Here is a 17,858-nt window from a genome sequence, read left to right as displayed (position 1 = left end):
GGGGTTTCAGGTGTTGGTGGAGACGGCGGGAATCGAACCCGCGTCCGAAGGACCTCCACTACAGGGTCTACATGCTTAGCGCCGTCTTTAGTTTTAGCAGCCACCGACCCAACGGCCAGGGTCTGGTTGCCGCGATCCCGTCAGGTTTCGCCGCGCGGGTCCGGGCTCCCCGCGGGGCTAGCCTGTGTAATATGCCTGTCCGACACCCAACCACAGGCGACCAAGTGTGGACAGCTCACGGGTGTTTAGGCCGCGAGAGCGAAGTTGTCGTCGTTGGCAACTATCTTTTTTGTCACGTTTTTAACGAGGTTGAGTGACATCCCCGGCATGCACCTGGAGCTTTGCGACCTTCGTCGAAGCCATGTCGTCCCCAGATATCAGAGTGGACAGGGTAGCGGTTGCGGAGTTCCGGGGGAAGGGCCGGCGGCTACACGCGGTGCTTGAGCAGGCGTTCCTTCTCGCGCTGCCAGTCGCGTTCCTTTTTATCGGCGCGCTTGTCGTGCTGTTTTTTGCCCTTCGCAAGGCCGATGGTCAGCTTTGCGCGGCCACGCGACCAGTGCATATCCAACGGCACCACCGTGTATCCGCGCTGCTCGGTCGCGCCGACAAGCTTCGCCAGCTCCTTTTGGTGCAGCAACAGCTTGCGCGTCCGGGTGGGGTCGGGGTGGATATGCGTGGACGCGGTTGGCAGCGGCGGCAGGTTGCAGCCGATCAGATAGGCCTCGCCATTGCGGATGAAGACATACGCCTCGGTCAGATTGGCGCGTCCGGCCCGCAGGCTCTTGACCTCCCAGCCTTCGAGCACGAGCCCTGCCTCGAAGCGCTCTTCGATGAAAAACTCGAACCGCGCCCTTCGATTGACGACGATGGACGAGCCGCCGTCACCGGGTTTCTTTTTGCCTGATTTCTTACTCACCCCCACAGTCTAACGGCGCCGGGCAGTGGCATCCAAGGCGCCGGGCCGGCGGTGAGCCGCCGCGCGGAGTCTGATATCCTCTGGCGCTTATTGACCGGCAACTCTCGAGCACAGCGCATGACCACCGTTTCCCGCTCCGCCATCGTCCGGCATTCCGCCGAGCAGATGTTCGATCTGGTCGATGACGTAGCCCATTACGAGGACTATCTCCCGTGGGTAAAGCGCAGCCGCGAGCGCGAGCGCACCGATGACCGGGTGGTCGGTGAGCTGCTTTTCTCGAAGGCGGGATTCGAGAAGTCCTTCGTCACCCGCAACCATCGTCAGCCCGGCAAGATGATCGAGATCCGCCTCATCGAGGGGCCGTTTCGCCACCTCGAGGGGTTCTGGCGTTTCGAGCCCATGGGCGAGGGGGCCTGCAAGGTTTCGGTGGATCTTGAGTTCGAGTTCTCCAGCCGGCTGCTGGCCATGGCCTTCGGGAAGGTATTCACTCAGGTCGCCGGGACGTTGGTGGATTCGTTCGTCAACCGGGCTGACGAGCGCTATGGCCGCTGACCACCGCCACGGGCCCGACGACTGGATCGATGTCGAGGTCGCCTATGCGCGACCGGATCGTCAATGGCTCATTGCCCTGCGCGTACAGGCTGGCACCACGGCACGGGCGGCGGTTGAGCAATCGGGCCTGCTCGACGACATCCCGGAACTGGATATTGACGCGGCCGGCGTCGGGATATTTGCAGAGCCGGTCAGCGCCGAAACCCCTCTGGCGCCGGGCGATCGCGTCGAGGTCTATCGCCCCCTGCAGATCGATCCCAAGGCCCAGCGGCGTCATCGCGCCCGGGCGCAGCGCCAGGCCCAGAAGCGCTAGCGCGCCGTTCCCGCCAGTGGGTGGTCGGCGTCAACGAAATCGCCGCGGGCCGTGGCCAGACCGTTGGCGTCGAAGGTCAGCGTCAGTCGGCGCGAGACGGCCTCGACATCGGCGCTGCGTGGCTCCACCTCATAGACATAATCCCAGCGGTCATCGGTAAACGGGTCATCAATGGTGGGTGGGCCCAGGACAAAGCGCACCTGGCGGCGGGTCATCCCCGCCCGCAACTCGTCCACGTCGGCCTCGTCAAAGAGCGTGCCCTGCCGGATCTCCGGTTTATAGAGAATGGGCAGCTCCTCGACGGTGCTGGCACACCCCGCAAGCGCCGCTGACACGAGCAGGGCTGCGACGATCCGTTTGCCGGTGTATACTGAAATCATTATAAAGAAAGCGTCGTCCTGAGTGGTTTTGCGACATGGTAACCCAAGCCCGTCCCGCCTCACACATTCCCTGGGAAATCAGTCACGAGTCGGACGAGCTCCGGCGCGCCGGGCTCAAGGCCACCGCACCGCGACTCAAGATCCTGCGCATTCTTGCCGGCCGCGAGCGCGCCCACCTTGCCGCCGAAGAGGTCTATCAGCGCCTCCACGACGACGGTGAGGACATCGGCCTGGCGACGGTCTACCGCGTGCTCACCCAGTTTGCCGAGGCGGGCATCGTGATCCGTCACAACTTCGACAGCGATCGCGCGGTGTTCGAACTCAACTCGGGGATCCATCACGACCATCTGGTCTGCGTCGACTGCGGCAAGGTCGAGGAATTCAAGGATCGGGTCATTGAGCGTCGTCAGGTGGATGTCGCCGCGGTCTCGGGCTACGAGCTCCACAGCCACTCGCTCATCCTCTACGGGCGCTGTCCGGATTGTGCCCGGGTGGCACGGCGCGGGGATCAGTCGGCCTGATCGAGCATTTCGCGGGCGTGGTTGAGGGTGTTCTCGGTGATCTCGAGACCGCCGAGCATACGGGCGATTTCGTGGACACGCTGATCTCCGACGAGTGGCCGGACATCAGTGACGGTGCGGCCTGACTCATTCTGGCGCTTGTCCACCTGGAGTTGATGCATGCCCTGAGCGGCCACCTGAGGCAGATGGGTGATGCAGATCACCTGATGATGCGCCGACAGGGCCCGCAGCTGGCGGCCGACCACTTCGGCGACGGCGCCGCCAATGCCGGTGTCCGCCTCGTCAAAGATCAGCGATGGCAGCTCGGCGGTATCCGCGGTGGCCACCTCCAGCGCCAGCCCGATGCGCGAGAGCTCGCCGCCGGATGCCACTTTCTGTAGCGGGGCGGGCCGCTGATCCGGGTTGGTGCGTACATCAAAGCGCACCCGGTCGATCCCGTGTTCGGACGGGGTCGCCTGATCGTCGGGATCCACTGCGATGATCAGTGCCGCACCCGCCATCCCCAGCTCGCCGAGTAGGCTATCGACCCGTTCGCTTAGCGCGGCGGCCGCGGCCTGTCGGGACTCAGAGAGGGTCTGGGCGGCCTCGCGGTAGTCACTGAAAAGCTTTTCCTTTTCGGCGTTGAGCGTGACAAGGCGCTCGTCCGCCGAGGTCAGGCGATCCAGCTCTGCGCGCAGCGCCTCGGCATGCTCGGCAAGGCCCTCGGGCTCGATCTGGTGCTTGCGGGCCAGATCGTGCAGCCGGCTGAGTCGTGTTTCCACCGCCTCGAGCCGCTCGGGGTCCATTTCGAGCTGGTCGGCGAACTGGCGCAGGGCCTGACAGGCCTCGTCGATCTGGACCTGGCCGGTGGTCAGCAGCTGCTGGACCTCGTCGATGCGGGCGTCGACATCGCCGTGTGCCGAGAGCTCGCGCTCGGCCGTGGCGATCAGCGACTGGGCACTGGTCTCGCCGTCATAGAGGGCCTCGAGGCTTTGCTGACAGGCCGTGATGATCTCGCCAGCCCCCGCCAGCCGGCGTTGCTCGCGTTCGAGCTCGGCCATCTCCTCGGCGCTCGGTGCGGCGTCGTCGAGTTCGTCGAGCTGGTAGCGAAGGAGCTCGATCCGGTCGTGATGATCGGCGCTGCCACCGCTCAGGGACTCGATTTCTGCACTCACCCGGCGCCAGCGTCGGGCCAGCTCCGCCACCGCCTCAAGACGCTGGGGGTGAGCGGCGAACCCATCCAGGGTGCGCCGCTGGGTGTCCGGCCGCATCAGTGCCTGATGGGCATGCTGGCCATGGATGCCCATGAGCAGCGCGCCCAGCTGCTCAAGCTGATGGCGGGTGACCGGGCGGCCGTTGATCCACGCCTGGGAGCGACCGTTGCTCTGCACGACCCGACGGATCAGGCATTCATCGTCCTCATCCAGCGCTTCCTCGGTCAGCCATGCCCGGGCGCGCGGGGTATCGGCCACATCGAACAGGCCATGCACCTCGCTCTTCCCCGCCTCGGCCGGGACCATGGAGCGATCGGTGCGGTCACCCAGGCAGAGACCCAGGGCGTCGAGCAGGATGGATTTGCCGGCGCCGGTCTCGCCGGTGAGGGTGGTCAGGCCAGGGCCCAGATCCAGACCGAGTTGATCAATGATGGCGAAGTCACGGATTTCGATACGTTTCAGCATGGTGGCGCGCCGTCTCCCCAGTGCAGTTTCGCCCGCAGGATATCGAAATAGCGATGCCCGGGAGGATGCACCAGTCGCAGTGCATGCGGGTAGGCGACGATGTCGAGGCGACCGTCGGCGGTCAGGGACAGGTTGGTCTGGCTGTCGCAGCTGACATGCACCTGTTCGATGGACTGGGGCTGGACGCGCACCTCGATATGGCTGCCGGCGCTGATCACCAGGGGGCGATTGCTGAGGGTGTGGGGCGAAATCGGCACCAGCGCCACGGCATCGATCCCCGGGTGCATGATGGGGCCGCCGCCCGAGAGTGCATAGGCGGTGGAGCCGGTGGGCGTGCAGATGATCAGGCCGTCGGAGCGGTGCCGGTTGCAGGGCTCGCCGTCGATCCAGGTCTCGAACTCGATCATTCGCGCGGTGTTCCAGCGCTGCAGGACCACTTCATTGATGGCGGGGGCGTGGGCGACGATGCCGTCGTCATGGACGACTCGTGCCTCGAGCACAAGCCGCTCCTCAACACGACAGTCGCCATCGATCACGCGGATGATCTCGTCGAAGCGGTCCGGCGATACATCGACCAGAAATCCCAGCCGCCCACGGTTGATGCCCAGCACCGGGACCTGGTGGGCGGCGACCTGCTTACCGGCGTGCAGGAGCGTGCCATCACCGCCGACGACGATCAGCAGGTCGATGCGCGGGGCGAGGCTGTCGAGGCTGGCGACGGGGTGGGTGGCGGAGGCACCCGTCGCATCGCCGATGGCCTCGTCAAGGGAGACGGTGAGACCGCGTCCGTCGAGCTCGTGGATGAGCTTGCGAATCGTATCGATGACCGCCTGGTCGCCCGGCTTGCCCGTGATCGCGATACGTTGGAACGGTTGCATGCAATTCCCTCGACAGTTCGCCGACAACCTAGCACGGTGGCCGCAAATTGACAGCCATGGGGGGTGTTGATAGCTTGCCTTGGCACTCGTCTGTCACGAGTGCCAATCCCTGGAGGACGGTATGGTTCAGCGACATCGCGACGGGCCGTCCGGGGCTCGTGCGCAGCACCTGCTCCGGGCCCTTGTGCATCGATATATCCGTGACGGTCAGCCGGTGGGGTCGCGGGCCCTGACGCGCGAGGCCGGCATGGATCTGAGTGCGGCCTCGATCCGCAATGTCATGGCCGATCTGGAGGAGGCGGGCTACATCCACTCGCCGCATACCTCCGCGGGACGGATTCCGACCGATCGGGGCTACCGGTTTTTTGTCGACACCCTGCTGAGCGCCCGTCCGGACAGCGGGCTTGACGCGGATAATCTGCGGATTCGGCTGGACGGCGAGGGCAGTACCGACTCACTGGTGGATTCGGCGTCCAACATCCTCTCGGGGCTGACGCATCTGGCCGGCGTGGTGACGCTGCCGAAACGTGACTTCGGCTCGATCCGCCAGATCGAATTCCTGCCGCTCGCCCAGCGCCGCATCCTGGCGATCAACGAGCTGATGACCTCGGCGATCGCCGTGGCGCAGACACTGTTCGCCGGTGATGGCGAGTCCAGCGATGATTTCGTGATGGCCGGTGAGACCAATCTGATGACCTTCGCCGAGCTCTCGAGTGTGGAAAAGTTAAAGGAGCTGTTCGAGGCATTCGGGCGCAAGCGCGACATCCTGCATCTGCTCGATCGCTGTCTGTCGGCGGATGGCGTGCAGATCTTCATCGGCCAGGAGTCGGGCTATCAGGCCTTTGATGGCGTGAGCCTGGTCACGTCCACCTATCAGAGTGATGACAATGTGCTGGGGGTGCTGGGGGTGATCGGCCCCACGCGCATGGAGTACGACCGGGTGATCCCGATCGTCGATGTCACGGCCCGGTTGCTCGGGCATGCCTTGAAACCGACGCATTGATCCCCACCTCTGCGCACAGGTGCATTTCAAAAGCGGAGCGACGCATGACAGACGAAGACGACAAGCCGGCCGGGAACGGTCCGCAGGAGCAGGACGCGGCGGATAACGGCGCCGCGGAGGAAAGCCAGGAGAAGACCGCCGAAACGCTCAGCGCCGAACTTGAGGCGGCCGAGGCGCGTGCCCAGGAGAACTGGAGTGAGTTTCTGCGCGCCCGGGCCGAGATGGAAAACCTGCGCCGGCGCGCCGAAAAGGACGTGGCGGCGGCCCGCCAGCAGTCGCTGGAAAAGCTCGCCGGCGAGCTGCTCGCGGTCAAGGACAGTCTCGAGATGGGCCTGCAGGCGGCGCGGGATGAAAACGCCGATGCCGCGCGGCTGGCCGAGGGCTCGGAACTGACGCTGCGGATGTTTGACCAGGCCCTCGAGAAATTCAACATCGAGGCCATCAACCCCCAGGGCGAGCGCTTTGATCCCGAGCGGCATGAGGCCATGACCGCGCAGGAAACCGACGAGCAGGCACCCAACACCGTGGTCAGCGTGATCCAGAAGGGCTATCGCCTTGGCGACCGCCTGCTTCGCCCCGCGCGGGTGATCGTGGCCAAAGCCCCGGCGGATTCAGGCGACGAGGCTTGAAAAACCCGGTGCCGGGCACCAGATCACCTGACGACACGAATTCCAGGACATTGAGGAGCAATCACTGATGGGTAAGATCATAGGCATCGACTTGGGAACCACCAATTCCTGCGTCGCCGTGATGGAGAGCGGGACGTCCCGCGTCATTGAAAACGCGGAAGGCGATCGCACCACGCCCTCCACCGTGGCCTTCACTGAAGACGGCGAGGTGCTCGTCGGCGCCGCGGCCAAGCGGCAGGCGGTGACCAACCCCGAGAACACGCTGCATGCGATCAAGCGACTGATCGGGCGCAAATTCGAAGAGGATGTCGTCCAGCGCGACGTCCGCGAGATGCCCTACAGCATCGTCAAGGCGGACAACGCCGATGCGTGGGTGGAAGTGCGTGGCAAGAAGATGGCGCCGCCGGAAGTTTCTGCGCGGGTGCTGCAGAAGATGAAGAGCACCGCCGAGGATTATCTGGGCGAGGAAGTGACCGAGGCGGTGATCACCGTGCCGGCCTACTTCAATGACTCCCAGCGTCAGGCCACCAAGGACGCCGGTCGCATCGCCGGGCTCGAGGTCAAGCGCATCATTAACGAGCCCACCGCGGCGGCGCTCGCCTACGGACTCGACAAGCAGGGTGGCGATCGCAAGATCGCAGTCTATGACCTGGGCGGCGGCACCTTCGACGTGTCGATCATTGAGATCGCCGAAGTCGAAGGCGAGCACCAGTTCGAAGTGCTGTCCACCAACGGTGACACGTTCCTGGGCGGCGAGGACTTTGACCGCGCGGTCATTGACTACCTGATCGCGGAGTTCAAGAAGGACCAGGGTATCGACCTGTCCGGCGACCGTCTGGCGCTGCAGCGGCTCAAGGAGGCCGGTGAGAAGGCCAAGATCGAGCTGTCCTCCGCCCAGCAGACCGAGGTGAACCTGCCGTACATCACCGCGGACAACACCGGGCCGAAGCACCTCAACCTCAAGCTCACGCGGGCCAAGCTCGAGAGCCTGATCGAGGATCTGGTCAAGCGCACCATCAAGCCCTGCGAGGTGGCCCTCAAGGATGCCGGCCTCAAGGCGAGCGACGTCGATGATGTGATCCTGGTCGGCGGCCAGACGCGGACGCCCAAGGTGCAGGAGGCGGTCAAGTCGTTCTTCGACCAGGATCCGCGCCGGGACGTGAACCCCGATGAAGCCGTCGCAGTGGGTGCCGCGATCCAGGGCGGTGTGCTCGGTGGCGACGTCAAGGACGTCCTGCTGCTTGACGTGACGCCGCTGTCCCTCGGCATCGAGACGCTGGGCGGCGTGATGACCAAGCTCATCGAGAAGAACACCACGATCCCGACCAAGGCCAATCAGGTGTTCTCCACCGCCGAGGACAACCAGGGCGCCGTGACCGTGCACGTCCTGCAGGGCGAGCGCGAGATGGCCAGCGATAACAAGTCGCTCGGCAAGTTCGATCTCTCCGACATTCCGCCGGCACCGCGCGGCGTGCCGCAGATCGAGGTGACCTTCGATATCGATGCCAACGGCATCCTGCACGTCACCGCCAAGGACAAGGGCACCGGCAAGGAGCAGTCCATCCAGATCCGTGCCTCCGGCGGGCTCTCGGACGAGGACATCGAGCGCATGGTCGAGGACGCCGAGACCAATGCCGAGGAAGATCGCAAGGCCCGCGAGCTGGTCGAGGCCCGCAACCAGGCCGACGGCCTGATCCACGGGGCGCGCAAGAGCCTGGAAGAGGCGGGTGACAAGGTCTCGGACGAAGAGAAGCAGTCCGTTGAAGAGGCGATCAGCAATCTCGAAGAGGCCATGAAGGGCAGTGACAAGGCGGCTATCGACTCGGCCACTGAAGCGCTGGCGACCGCCTCGGGCAAGATTGCCGAGAAGCTCTACTCCGACGCGGGCGGCGCTGACGGCGGCGAGCAGCCGGGCGGTGCCGAGAACGCCGAGTCGGATCAGGAGGACGTCGTCGACGCCGACTTCGAGGAAGTCAAGGACGACGACAAGAAGAAGTAAAGCCGCATCGCGGCCTTTCCGCTTCTTCGGCAGGGCGCAGCCCACCGATTGCCTGGCCCCGGCCGGCACTCGGTGCCTGCGCCTTTGCTGTTAGCGCGGCGGCCGTTACTCTGCAACGACAACGGTTAGAACGGGCACCATGGCAAAACGCGATTATTACGAAATCCTCGAGGTCTCGAAGAATGCCTCGGAAAGCGACCTCAAAAAGGCCTATCGCCGGCTGGCGATGAAGTATCACCCCGACCGCAATCCGGATGATGGTGATGCCGAGGTGCGCTTCAAGGAGGTCAAGGAGGCCTACGAGGTCCTCAGCGACCCGCAGAAGCGCTCGGCCTACGACCAGTTCGGTCACGCCGGCGTCGACCCGAGTGCCGGCGGCGGCCCCGGCGCGGGCGGATTCGGTCGTGGCGGGGCCGATTTCTCCGACATTTTCTCGGATGTCTTCGGTGATATCTTCGGCGGCGGTCGCGGCGGCGGGCGTGCCTTCCGCGGGGCGGATCTGCGCTATCGCATGGAGATATCGCTCGAAGAGGCGGTCCAAGGGGTGGATCGGGATATCCAGATTCCCACCCAGGTGCGCTGCGATGAGTGCGACGGCAGTGGTGCGGCCCCCGGCAGTGAGCCGGTCACCTGCCAGACCTGCAATGGCCATGGCGATGTCCGGGTACAGCAGGGATTTTTCTCGATTCAGCAGACCTGCCCGCGCTGTGATGGCACGGGCCAGGTGATCAGTGATCCGTGCCGCAAGTGCCGGGGTAAGGGCACGGTGCCCGACCAGAAGACCCTGAGCGTGCAGGTGCCCCCGGGTGTGGATACCGGCGATCGCATCCGCCTCAGTGGTGAGGGTGAACCCGGCGAGCAGGGTGGTCCGCCCGGTGATCTGTACGTCGAGATGGTGGTCAAGCCGCATCCGATCTTCACCCGCGAAGGGGCGGATCTGCGCTGCGACATTCCGCTCAGCGTGACCACCGCAGCGCTCGGTGGCGAAATCGAGGTCCCCACGCTGGCGGGCCGGGTGACCCTGCGCATTCCCGCCGGCACCCAGTCGGGCAAGGTCTTCCGGGTGCGTGGCAAGGGCGTCAAGCCGGTCCGCGGCGGCACCCACGGCGATCTGCTCTGCCGGGTCATGGTCGAGACGCCGGTCAACCTGACCGCGCGGCAGAAGGCCCTGCTTGAGGAGCTCTCCGAGACCCTTGAGCAGGATGGCGAGCACCATAATCCGCGGGGCAGCTCATGGCTGGATACGGTGAAGTCGTTTTTTGATCGGATGAAGCTCTGACATGACGAAAGTGGCGATCCTCGGGGCATCCGGCCGGATGGGCCGAACATTGATCGGGCTGGTTGCCGCCGCCGACGACCTGCAGCTGGTCGGGGCCACCACCCGCGCGGACAGTCCCTCCGTGGGCAGCGATGCCGGTCTGCTCGCGGGTTGCGGGGCGCTCGATGTCACCCTGACCGCCTCCGCGGAAGCGGCCCTGGCCGATGCCGATGTCGCGATCGATTTCACCCTGCCGGCGGCATTGGCCGACAATCTGACCGCCGCCCGCTCGCGGGGTTGCGCGCTCGTGATCGGCACCACGGGGGTGGATGCGGACGGGATCCAGGCCATTGATGCCACCGCCCGGCGTCTGCCGGTGGTGTTCGCCGCCAATTACAGCAGCGGGGTCACGCTCCTGCAGCGCCTGGTGCGGACCGCGGCGGCCGCACTCGGCAGTGACTACGATGTCGAGATCGTCGAGGCGCACCATCGCGGCAAGCGCGATGCGCCCTCCGGGACGGCCCGGGCGCTGGGCCAGTCGGTGGCCGATGGGCGCGGGGTGGATCTGGAGGAGAACGCGGTGTACGCCCGCGAGGGGATGACCGGGGAGCGTCCCGTGGGCGCCATCGGTTTTCAGGCGCTGCGGGGTGGCGATATCGTAGGCGAACACACGGTCATGCTGGCGGGTGAGGGTGAGCGGCTCGAACTCACGCATCGAGCCGCGAGCCGCGAGACCTTTGCCCGCGGCGCCCTGCGAGCGGCCCGCTGGGTAATCAGCCAGCCTCCCGGCCGATTCGACATGGACGATGTACTCGGTCTCAGCGACTGAGTCGTCGCCAAACGCCGGAGTCAGTCATGCGCATTGCCATCGTGGGGGCAGGGCTCGCGGGTCTGAGCGCGGCCCGCGTCCTGAGTGACGCAGGCCTCGAGCCCGTGGTGTTCGATAAGGCCCGGGGGCCCGGGGGACGCATCGTCAGCAAACGCACGCCCTACGCTGGCGTTGATCTGGGCACTCAGTATTTCACCGCCCGCGACGGAGAGTTTCGGGCGGCAGTGGACGACTGGCGCGAGGCCGGGGTGTTGGCATCCTGGCCGGTGACGCCGCGGGTTCTCCCCGAGGGACAGCCGGCGCGGGCGCAGGCCCGTCTGGTGGCGGTGCCGCGCATGTCCGCGCTGGCCCGGCACATGGCCGAGGGGCTTGATGTGCGCTGCGGGGTGCAGGTGCGCGAGATCACCCGCGAGGCATCCGCCTGGTCCATTCAGGATCGCCACGGTGATTCGCTGGGAACATTCGACGGCGTGTTGCTGACCGCGCCCGCGCCCCAGGCCCAGTCACTGCTGGCCGAGCCCAGTCCGCGCCTCGCGGCGCGTGCGGTGGAAGCGCCCATGAAACCCTGCTGGGCGGCGGGACTGGTGCTGGATGAGCCCCTCAATCTGGCGTTTGACGCCGGCTTTCCGAGCAGTGGTCCGCTGGGCTGGGTGGCGCGGCTGGGCGCCCGTCCCCAGCGCCCGCAGACCCCGGAGATCTGGACGCTGCACGCCACCGATGCCTGGAGCGAGGCGAATATCGAATGGTCCGAAGACGCCGTCGGCGAATACCTGACGCAGGCGTTCGCCGAACTGACGCGACGCCGGCCATCGGTGAGCGACCGGTTCGTTCATCGCTGGCGGTTTGCCCGCTCGCGCCGGGCCCTGGCCGAGCCGGCGGGTTATCTCGAGCACGATCAGCTGTTGTGTGCCGGCGACTGGGTGGTTGACGGCCGCGTCGAGGGGGCGTGGCGCAGCGGCCGAGCAGCCGCCCGACGGCTGATCAGTCTCGCGGCCGGCCGGGCTGATCCAGACGCTGAATGATGGCTGCGTAGTCCTCGGCAAGCTGGCCGATGGCCTCCAGCGCGACCCGTTCATCGATCTGGTGAATGCTCTGGTTGACCGGACCAAACTCCACGACCTCGGCGCCCAGCGGCGCAATGAACCGGCCGTCGGAGGTGCCGCCGGCCGTGTCCGCCCCCGGGGGCGTGCCGCTGCGATCGGTGATCACCGCCTCGATGGCCCGTCGCAGGGCGCCCGGTTCACTTGAAAAGGGCGCTGCGGAATGTTTCCAGTCAACGGTGGCACCGGGAGCATGGGCATCGGCCATTGAATGGATCCGCTGCTGCAGGCCCTCGGCCGTGCTGGCGGGCGAGTAGCGCAGGTTGAAGCGGGCCGATGCCTGCCCCGGGATGACGTTGATGGCATCGGTGGCGGCGCCGACACCGGTGATCTGCAATCCGGTGGGCGGGAACTCACGGGTGCCGTCATCCCAGCGCGTCGCAGCGAGCTCGGCCATGAGCGGCATCAGTCGGTGCAGTGGGTTGTCCGCCTGAGCGGGGTAAGCCACATGCCCCTGGTGGCCGGTGACGGTGATCTCGCCACTCAGTGAGCCCCGGCGCCCCACCCGTACCGTGTCACCAAGGCGGGTCTGGCTGCTCGGCTCGCCGACAAGGCACCAGTCGATGCCGCTCAGCCGTTCATGGATCAGTGGGGCGATGGCGCGGATGCCGTCCTGCGCCGGGCCTTCCTCGTCGCTGGTCAGGGCAACGGCGATGCGCATGTGTGTGGTGGCGGCCACCGCCTCACAGGCCGTGACAAAGGCCGCCACACTGGCCTTCATGTCGGTGCTGCCGCGTCCGTAGAGGTGACCGTCGCGCCGGGTCGGCTCGAAGGGGGGTGATGTCCAGGCATCCGCCGGCCCGGCGGGGACGACATCGGTGTGGCCGAGAAACAGCAGCACCGGTCCTTCGTCCCCCCGGATGGCCAGCAGGTTGCTGACCGGCCCCCGCGGCAGCCATTCGATGGCAAACCCCGCAGCGGCCAGATGTTCAGCCACCAGTGTCTGGCAGCCGGCATCCTCCGGTGTCACCGAGGCGCGCGCGACCAGTGCCTCGGTCAGGGCAATGGCCTGTTGTGTCGAAACCTCGCTGGCCATTGTCGGAGTGCCGCCTCAGGGGCGCAGCAGCTCGTTGATGCCGACCTTGGCCCGGGTCTTCGCATCAACCTGCTTGATGATGACCGCGCAATAGAGGCTGTGACTGCCGTCCGCGGCGGGCAGGTTGCCGGGGACCACCACAGCGCCGGCCGGGACACGGCCGTACAGGATCTCGCCGGTCTCGCGGTTGTAGATGCGGGTGCTCTGGCCGATGAAAACGCCCATCGAGATCACCGCGCCCTGTTCGACCCGAACGCCCTCGACAATCTCCGAGCGGGCGCCGATGAAGCAGTCATCCTCGATGATGGTCGGATTGGCCTGCAGCGGCTCGAGGACCCCGCCGATGCCCGCGCCGCCAGACAGGTGCACGTTCCGGCCGATCTGCGCGCAGGAGCCGACAGTGGCCCAGGTGTCCACCATCGTCCCACGGTCGACGTAGGCGCCGATGTTGACGTAGGAGGGCATCAGCACCACGCCGTCAGCGATGTAGGCGCCGCGGCGCGCCGCGGCCGGCGGCACGACCCGCACGCCATCGGCCTCGAAGTCGGCGCTGCTGTAATCGGCGTACTTCATGGCGACCTTGTCGAAGTAATCGGTTTCACCGCCGCGGATGCGCTGATTGGGGGTGAGGCGGAACGACAGCAGGACCGCCTTTTTGAGCCATTCATTGACCTGCCAGTCACCGTCGACCGGCTCGGCCACCCGCGCCTCGCCGCGGTCGAGTCGCCCGAGGGCGTCCCGCACGGCGGCATGCAGCTCAGCGGGCGCGTCGGCGGGGTTGAGGGTATCGCGCCGCTCAAAGGCGGTTTCAATGATTTCCTGGATGGATTCCATGCAGTCGGCTCCGTGGGTCAGTACGAGTGTTCAATAAAATGGCGGATGCGATGTAGCGCATCCTCGCAGACCGGGGTCTCGGCCACCAGCGCCAGGCGCGCATGACCCCGCCCGGGGTCGCCCGCGGGCGTGGGCCGTGACAGGTAGCGTCCCGGCAGCACGGTCACGCCGGTGTCGCGGTAGAGCCCGCGGGTGAAGGCCTCGTCATCGCCGTCGGGGACCGGTAACCAGATATAAAAGCCCGCTTCAGGGTCTTGATAGGGACAGATATCGCCGATGATCGAGCGGGCGCGCTCGAACTTGTCGCGATAGGCGGCGCGATTCGCGGCCACGTGGGCCTCATCCTGCCAGGCCGCGCGGCTGGCCTGCTGCACATGCAGCGGCAGGGCGCAGCCCTGATAGGTGCGGTAGGCGCGAAAAGACGCGATCAGTCGGGCGTCACCAGCGATGAAGCCGGAGCGTAGTCCCGGAACATTGGAGCGCTTCGACAGGCTGTGGAAGACGAGACAGCCGGCGAAGTCCGTGCGGCCGGCCGCCTGGCAGGCCTGCAACAGGCCCAGCGGCGGATTGGATTCATCGCGGTAGAGTTCGCTGTAACACTCGTCGGCCGCGATCACGAAACCGTGGCGGTCCTGTTGCTCGAAGAGCTTCTCCCAGAACGTCTGCGGAATGACCCGGCCCGTGGGGTTGCCCGGGCTGCATAGATAGATGAGTCCGCAGCGTGCCCAGTCGGCCGCCTGCCAGTCGTCCAGTGATGGCAGTCCGCCCGCCGGGTCCGTGTTGAGCAGTCTCGGGACGCCGCCGGCCAGCAGCGCCGCGCCCTCGTAGATCTGATAAAACGGGTTGGGCATGGCCACATCGGGCCGTTCAGCGGGGTTGAGCAGTGCCTGGGTCACGGCAAACAGGGCTTCCCGGGTACCGGCGGCCGGGAGGATGTGGCGATCGGGATCAATGGCGCCGTCGGTCAGTTGAAAGCGTCGGCGGATCCAGCCTGCGATGGTCTCGCGCAGCGCCGGCTGACCCGCACTGGCGGGGTACCGCCCCAGGCTGTCATGCAGCGCGTCGGCGGCGGCCCGGGTGATCCAGTCCGGCACCGGATGGCGGGGCTCGCCAATGGACAGCGCCACCGGCTCGCGATCCGCCGGCGGAGTGATGTCCGCAAGCAGGGCACGGAGGCGCTCGAACGGGTACGGCTGAAGGTGGCTGAGACCCGCCTGGCCCGGCCGTTGCTGATCAGACGCCATCGCCCCTCCGCATGATGTCGCCGTCTTCCTCAAATGCGCTCAGCAGCTCGGCCCGCAACTGCTGGCGCGTCGCGCTGGTGAGTGGCGCATTGGCGTCGTCGGTGATGAAGAACACATCCTCGGCACGTTCACCCAGGGTGGCGATCTTGGCGTTCTGCACCCGCAGCCCGTGGCGGGCCAGGGTATAGCCCACCTGAGCCAGCAGTCCCGGCTGGTCGCCGGCGATCAGTTCCATGACCGTGCGGTGATTGCGTGTGTCGTCGCTGAAGTCGATCTGGGTGTCGGTGTTGAAGTGGCGCAGGCGACGCGGCGTTTCGCCGGTGGCGGGTTCGGGCAGTGTCTGTGGATCGTGCAGGTGATCGCGCAGCGTCACGCGCAGTGTCTCCACCAGCCCGGCCCGATCCGCGCCGCCGCCCTGCGGCATCTGCACCAGGAAACTGTCCAGGGTGTAGCCGTTATCGGTGGTGATGATCCGCGCATCGAGAATATCCAGGCTCAGGCGGTCCAGTGCCGAGACCGCCAGGGCGAAGATGTTGTCGCGGTCGCGGGTGTAGATGAATACCTCGATCCCCCCGCGCTGGGCGTCCGGCTCGATCAGTACGAGGGGCTCGTGCGCGGCATTGCCGGCGGCGTGGATGGCCTCGGTATGCCAGGCCACTTCGGCCGCCGAGTAGCGCAGGAAATAGTCCGGGGTGAAATGCCGCCAGATCGAGCGCACGGTCATATGGTGCAGGCCCTTGCGCCGTAGCAGCTCGCGCGCCCGATGCTGGGCCTCGGCGACCAGCTCGTCCTCGTCGATGGGCTGGCCGAGCCCACGTCGCAGGGCCCGTGCGGTGCGCCGATACAGCTCATGGAGCAGGGACTTGCGCCAGGTGTTCCAGAGCTTGGCATCGGTGGCGCGGATGTCCGCCACGGTCAGCAGGTACAGATATTCGAGGTGCTTGAGGTCGCCCACTTCGCCGGCGAATTCGTTGATGACGCCGGGGTCACTGATATCGCGCCGCTGCGCGGTCATCGACATCAGCAGGTGCTTGCGCACCAGCCAGGCGACAAAGCGGCAGTCATAGCGCGACAGCCCGTGCTGCAGGCAGAAGGCATAGGCGTCCTCGGCGCCCAGCTCGGAGTGATCGCCGCCGCGGCCCTTGGCGATGTCATGGAACAGGGCGGCCAGATACAGCAGCTCGGGCTTGGGCAGTCGCGAGTGGATTTCGCTGAGTTGCGGGAATTCGTCGCGATGCTCGGGCACGCTCAGCCGGCGCAGGTTGCTGACCACCATGAGCGTGTGGGTGTCGACGGTGTAGACGTGGAACAGGTCATACTGCATGCGCCCGGTGATCGCGGCGAACGCCGGGATATAGCGCCCCAGAATGCCGTGGCTGTGCATGCGCCGCAGCGCGTGGGTGATCCCCACGGGCTGTCGGAAGATTTCCATGAACAGACTCCGTGCCCGCAGATCCCGACGGAACGCCGGACTGATGCGGTCGCGGTGGGCACGCAGCTGGCGGATCGTGGCCGCGCGGATGCCGCGGATTTCCGGGTGCTGCTGCATCAGCAGGAACAGCTCCAGCATGGCGAACGGATAGCGCTGAAAGACCTGCCGATGGGTGATTTCAATGAAGCCGCGCTTGACCTGAAAGCGCTTGTTGAGCAGCTGCGGCTTTTCGTCGACGTCGGTGTAGAGAATGGTCTCTTCGTAGAGCTGCAGCAACATCTCATTAAGACGCGATAGACGCTTGATCATGCGATAGTAACGCTGCATGAACTGCTCGACGGCCAGGGTGTGCGTGGCATCCTTGTAGCCGAACTGGCGGGCCAGATCGGCCTGGTAGTCGAACAGCAGCCGGTCTTCGCGACGCCCGGCGAGGCCATGCAGGGCGAAGCGGATGTCCCAGAGAAAATGCTGGCCCTGGATGAGCTCCTCGTACTCGCTTTCGCTGAGGAATCCCAGGTCGACCAGATCACTCAGCGCACCGGCATTGAAGTGCCGCTTCGCCACCCAGCCGATCATGTGGATGTCGCGCAGCCCGCCGGGGCCCTCCTTGAGGTTGGGCTCCAGGTTGTAGGCCGTGTCGTCGTAGCGCTCGTGGCGGCGCTGTTGTTCGGCCCGCTTGGCTTCAAAAAAAGCCGGTCCCGACCAGATGTGGTAGGGGCTGGTGGCGGCTTCCATCGCCGCGAACAGCGACCGGTCGCCGGCAAGCGGCCGGGCCTCCATCAGATTGGTGGCCACGGTGATATCCGCTTCGGCCTGGGTCACACAGTCTTCCACGCTGCGCACGCTGTGGCCGACCTCGAGGCCGATGTCCCAGAGCCGGGTGACCAGGTCGCTCAATCGCGCCTCGAGCGGGCCGGGCAGCGGCGTGGGGATGATGATCATCAGATCCGTGTCCGAACCGGGATGCAGTTCTCCGCGGCCGTAACCCCCCACGGCCACCAGACAGGCCGCACCGGCCAGATCCCCCAGGCACAGCGCCCATGCCCGCGTGACCACCGCATCCATCACCGCAGCGCGCAGGGGAACCAGCTTGAGCGCCGGCTCGCCGTCCAGGAACCGGGCGCTGAGGGTTTCGTCGGCGTCACGCAGCGCGCCCTGCAGGATCGGTGTGATGTCGTCGCCGCGGGCCAGTGCCCGATCAAGGGCGTCAAGGTCGAGCAGCTGCCGGTCAACCACCGGCGCAGGACCGGCATCGGTCGCGGTCACGGCGACCATG

17 protein-coding genes and 1 other RNA gene are annotated in these 17,858 nt (G+C 66.2%); 9 read left to right on the top strand and 9 right to left on the bottom strand.

The genetic code is table 11. The features are described from left to right. Window positions 1-14: 14 nt before the first annotated feature. Window positions 15-372: a transfer-messenger RNA gene (ssrA, locus tag FPL11_RS09110) on the bottom strand. Window positions 373-427: 55 nt separating this feature from the next. Beyond that, entirely contained in the window at window positions 428-916 is a 489-nt protein-coding gene (gene smpB / locus FPL11_RS09105; RefSeq protein ID WP_110882891.1) for an SsrA-binding protein SmpB, read from the bottom strand. A gap of 117 nt (window positions 917-1,033) precedes the next feature. Here smpB and FPL11_RS09100 point away from each other — a divergent pair, with 117 nt between their 5' ends. Further along, complete coding sequence (locus tag FPL11_RS09100; RefSeq protein ID WP_144348328.1) at window positions 1,034-1,468, top strand: type II toxin-antitoxin system RatA family toxin; 435 nt, start codon at window positions 1,034-1,036, stop codon at window positions 1,466-1,468. Continuing rightward, a complete protein-coding gene (locus tag FPL11_RS09095) occupies window positions 1,458-1,781 on the top strand; it encodes an RnfH family protein (protein WP_144348327.1) in 324 nt (107 codons plus the stop codon). The genes FPL11_RS09100 and FPL11_RS09095 overlap by 11 nt, the downstream gene beginning before the upstream one ends. Here the strand turns inward: FPL11_RS09095 and FPL11_RS09090 are convergent. Then, window positions 1,778-2,116, bottom strand: a complete 339-nt coding sequence (locus FPL11_RS09090) for an outer membrane protein assembly factor BamE (RefSeq protein WP_159308477.1) — start codon at window positions 2,114-2,116, stop codon at window positions 1,778-1,780. The two genes, FPL11_RS09095 and FPL11_RS09090, sit on opposite strands and share 4 nt — an antisense overlap. Window positions 2,117-2,196: 80 nt before the next feature. On the opposite strand from FPL11_RS09090, the gene fur reads away from it, so the two are divergent. Beyond that, on the top strand, window positions 2,197-2,682 hold the full coding sequence (gene fur / locus FPL11_RS09085) for a ferric iron uptake transcriptional regulator (RefSeq protein ID WP_110882722.1): 486 nt from the start codon (window positions 2,197-2,199) through the stop codon (window positions 2,680-2,682). On the opposite strand, the gene recN is transcribed toward fur, so the two are convergent. Together recN and FPL11_RS09075 are read right to left on the bottom strand one after the other, a co-directional pair. Continuing rightward, window positions 2,670-4,340: a DNA repair protein RecN gene (recN, locus tag FPL11_RS09080; RefSeq protein WP_144348326.1), complete on the bottom strand. Its 1,671-nt coding sequence runs from the start codon at window positions 4,338-4,340 to the stop codon at window positions 2,670-2,672. The genes fur and recN overlap by 13 nt on opposite strands. After that, window positions 4,334-5,218 carry an NAD(+) kinase gene (locus FPL11_RS09075; RefSeq protein WP_144348325.1) on the bottom strand — a complete coding sequence of 295 codons (885 nt, stop codon included), beginning with the start codon at window positions 5,216-5,218 and terminating at the stop codon, window positions 4,334-4,336. Before FPL11_RS09075 ends, recN begins: the two co-directional genes overlap by 7 nt. A gap of 121 nt (window positions 5,219-5,339) precedes the next feature. Here FPL11_RS09075 and FPL11_RS09070 point away from each other — a divergent pair, with 121 nt between their 5' ends. From FPL11_RS09070 to FPL11_RS09045, 6 genes are all read left to right on the top strand, one after another. Next, window positions 5,340-6,221, top strand: a complete 882-nt coding sequence (locus FPL11_RS09070) for an HrcA family transcriptional regulator (RefSeq protein ID WP_144348324.1) — start codon at window positions 5,340-5,342, stop codon at window positions 6,219-6,221. 44 nt (window positions 6,222-6,265) lie between these two features. Next, window positions 6,266-6,850, top strand: a complete 585-nt coding sequence (grpE, locus tag FPL11_RS09065; protein ID WP_110882729.1) for a nucleotide exchange factor GrpE — start codon at window positions 6,266-6,268, stop codon at window positions 6,848-6,850. 67 nt (window positions 6,851-6,917) lie between these two features. Beyond that, window positions 6,918-8,849 (top strand): molecular chaperone DnaK, encoded by a 1,932-nt coding sequence (gene dnaK / locus FPL11_RS09060; protein ID WP_144348323.1) that lies wholly within the window; start codon window positions 6,918-6,920, stop codon window positions 8,847-8,849. A 139-nt stretch (window positions 8,850-8,988) separates the two neighbouring features. Beyond that, entirely contained in the window at window positions 8,989-10,128 is a 1,140-nt protein-coding gene (gene dnaJ / locus FPL11_RS09055) for a molecular chaperone DnaJ (protein WP_110882733.1), read from the top strand. A gap of 1 nt (window position 10,129) precedes the next feature. Then, window positions 10,130-10,936 carry a 4-hydroxy-tetrahydrodipicolinate reductase gene (dapB, locus tag FPL11_RS09050; RefSeq protein ID WP_144348322.1) on the top strand — a complete coding sequence of 269 codons (807 nt, stop codon included), beginning with the start codon at window positions 10,130-10,132 and terminating at the stop codon, window positions 10,934-10,936. 26 nt (window positions 10,937-10,962) lie between these two features. Beyond that, the gene (locus tag FPL11_RS09045) at window positions 10,963-11,958 is read left to right on the top strand and encodes an NAD(P)/FAD-dependent oxidoreductase (protein ID WP_144348321.1); all 996 of its coding nucleotides are present in this window, start codon (window positions 10,963-10,965) and stop codon (window positions 11,956-11,958) included. Here the strand turns inward: FPL11_RS09045 and dapE are convergent. Genes dapE through glnD form a run of 4 tightly spaced genes read right to left on the bottom strand, consistent with a single transcriptional unit; the run spans window position 11,918 to window position 17,857 of the window. Beyond that, the gene (gene dapE / locus FPL11_RS09040) at window positions 11,918-13,072 is read right to left on the bottom strand and encodes a succinyl-diaminopimelate desuccinylase (RefSeq protein WP_144348320.1); all 1,155 of its coding nucleotides are present in this window, start codon (window positions 13,070-13,072) and stop codon (window positions 11,918-11,920) included. The two genes, FPL11_RS09045 and dapE, sit on opposite strands and share 41 nt — an antisense overlap. A gap of 15 nt (window positions 13,073-13,087) precedes the next feature. Continuing rightward, entirely contained in the window at window positions 13,088-13,906 is an 819-nt protein-coding gene (gene dapD, locus FPL11_RS09035; RefSeq protein ID WP_110882741.1) for a 2,3,4,5-tetrahydropyridine-2,6-dicarboxylate N-succinyltransferase, read from the bottom strand. A gap of 17 nt (window positions 13,907-13,923) precedes the next feature. Further along, on the bottom strand, window positions 13,924-15,150 hold the full coding sequence (dapC, locus tag FPL11_RS09030) for a succinyldiaminopimelate transaminase (protein WP_144348319.1): 1,227 nt from the start codon (window positions 15,148-15,150) through the stop codon (window positions 13,924-13,926). Next, window positions 15,140-17,857, bottom strand: coding sequence for a [protein-PII] uridylyltransferase (gene glnD, locus FPL11_RS09025; protein ID WP_144348318.1), 2,718 nt, complete (start codon window positions 17,855-17,857; stop codon window positions 15,140-15,142). Before glnD ends, dapC begins: the two co-directional genes overlap by 11 nt. Window position 17,858: the final 1 nt, after the last annotated feature.

The organism is Spiribacter aquaticus (genome assembly GCF_007625215.1).
Classification (GTDB): Bacteria; Pseudomonadota; Gammaproteobacteria; order Nitrococcales; family Nitrococcaceae; genus Spiribacter; species Spiribacter roseus.
This window is presented reverse-complemented; position numbering and strand designations above follow the sequence as displayed.

Excerpts from the sequence above, each read along its gene's own strand:
- FPL11_RS09100 (WP_144348328.1), top strand. The coding sequence starts at position 1,034 with ATGACCACCGTTTCCCGCTCCGCCATCGTCCGGCATTCCGCCGAGCAG.
- FPL11_RS09095 (WP_144348327.1), top strand. The coding sequence starts at position 1,458 with ATGGCCGCTGACCACCGCCACGGGCCCGACGACTGGATCGATGTCGAG.
- fur (WP_110882722.1), top strand. The coding sequence starts at position 2,197 with ATGGTAACCCAAGCCCGTCCCGCCTCACACATTCCCTGGGAAATCAGT.
- recN (WP_144348326.1), bottom strand. The coding sequence starts at position 4,340 with ATGCTGAAACGTATCGAAATCCGTGACTTCGCCATCATTGATCAACTC.
- FPL11_RS09075 (WP_144348325.1), bottom strand. The coding sequence starts at position 5,218 with ATGCAACCGTTCCAACGTATCGCGATCACGGGCAAGCCGGGCGACCAG.
- FPL11_RS09070 (WP_144348324.1), top strand. The coding sequence starts at position 5,340 with ATGGTTCAGCGACATCGCGACGGGCCGTCCGGGGCTCGTGCGCAGCAC.
- grpE (WP_110882729.1), top strand. The coding sequence starts at position 6,266 with ATGACAGACGAAGACGACAAGCCGGCCGGGAACGGTCCGCAGGAGCAG.
- dnaK (WP_144348323.1), top strand. The coding sequence starts at position 6,918 with ATGGGTAAGATCATAGGCATCGACTTGGGAACCACCAATTCCTGCGTC.
- dnaJ (WP_110882733.1), top strand. The coding sequence starts at position 8,989 with ATGGCAAAACGCGATTATTACGAAATCCTCGAGGTCTCGAAGAATGCC.
- dapB (WP_144348322.1), top strand. The coding sequence starts at position 10,130 with ATGACGAAAGTGGCGATCCTCGGGGCATCCGGCCGGATGGGCCGAACA.
- FPL11_RS09045 (WP_144348321.1), top strand. The coding sequence starts at position 10,963 with ATGCGCATTGCCATCGTGGGGGCAGGGCTCGCGGGTCTGAGCGCGGCC.
- dapE (WP_144348320.1), bottom strand. The coding sequence starts at position 13,072 with ATGGCCAGCGAGGTTTCGACACAACAGGCCATTGCCCTGACCGAGGCA.
- dapD (WP_110882741.1), bottom strand. The coding sequence starts at position 13,906 with ATGGAATCCATCCAGGAAATCATTGAAACCGCCTTTGAGCGGCGCGAT.
- dapC (WP_144348319.1), bottom strand. The coding sequence starts at position 15,150 with ATGGCGTCTGATCAGCAACGGCCGGGCCAGGCGGGTCTCAGCCACCTT.
- glnD (WP_144348318.1), bottom strand. The coding sequence starts at position 17,857 with ATGGTCGCCGTGACCGCGACCGATGCCGGTCCTGCGCCGGTGGTTGAC.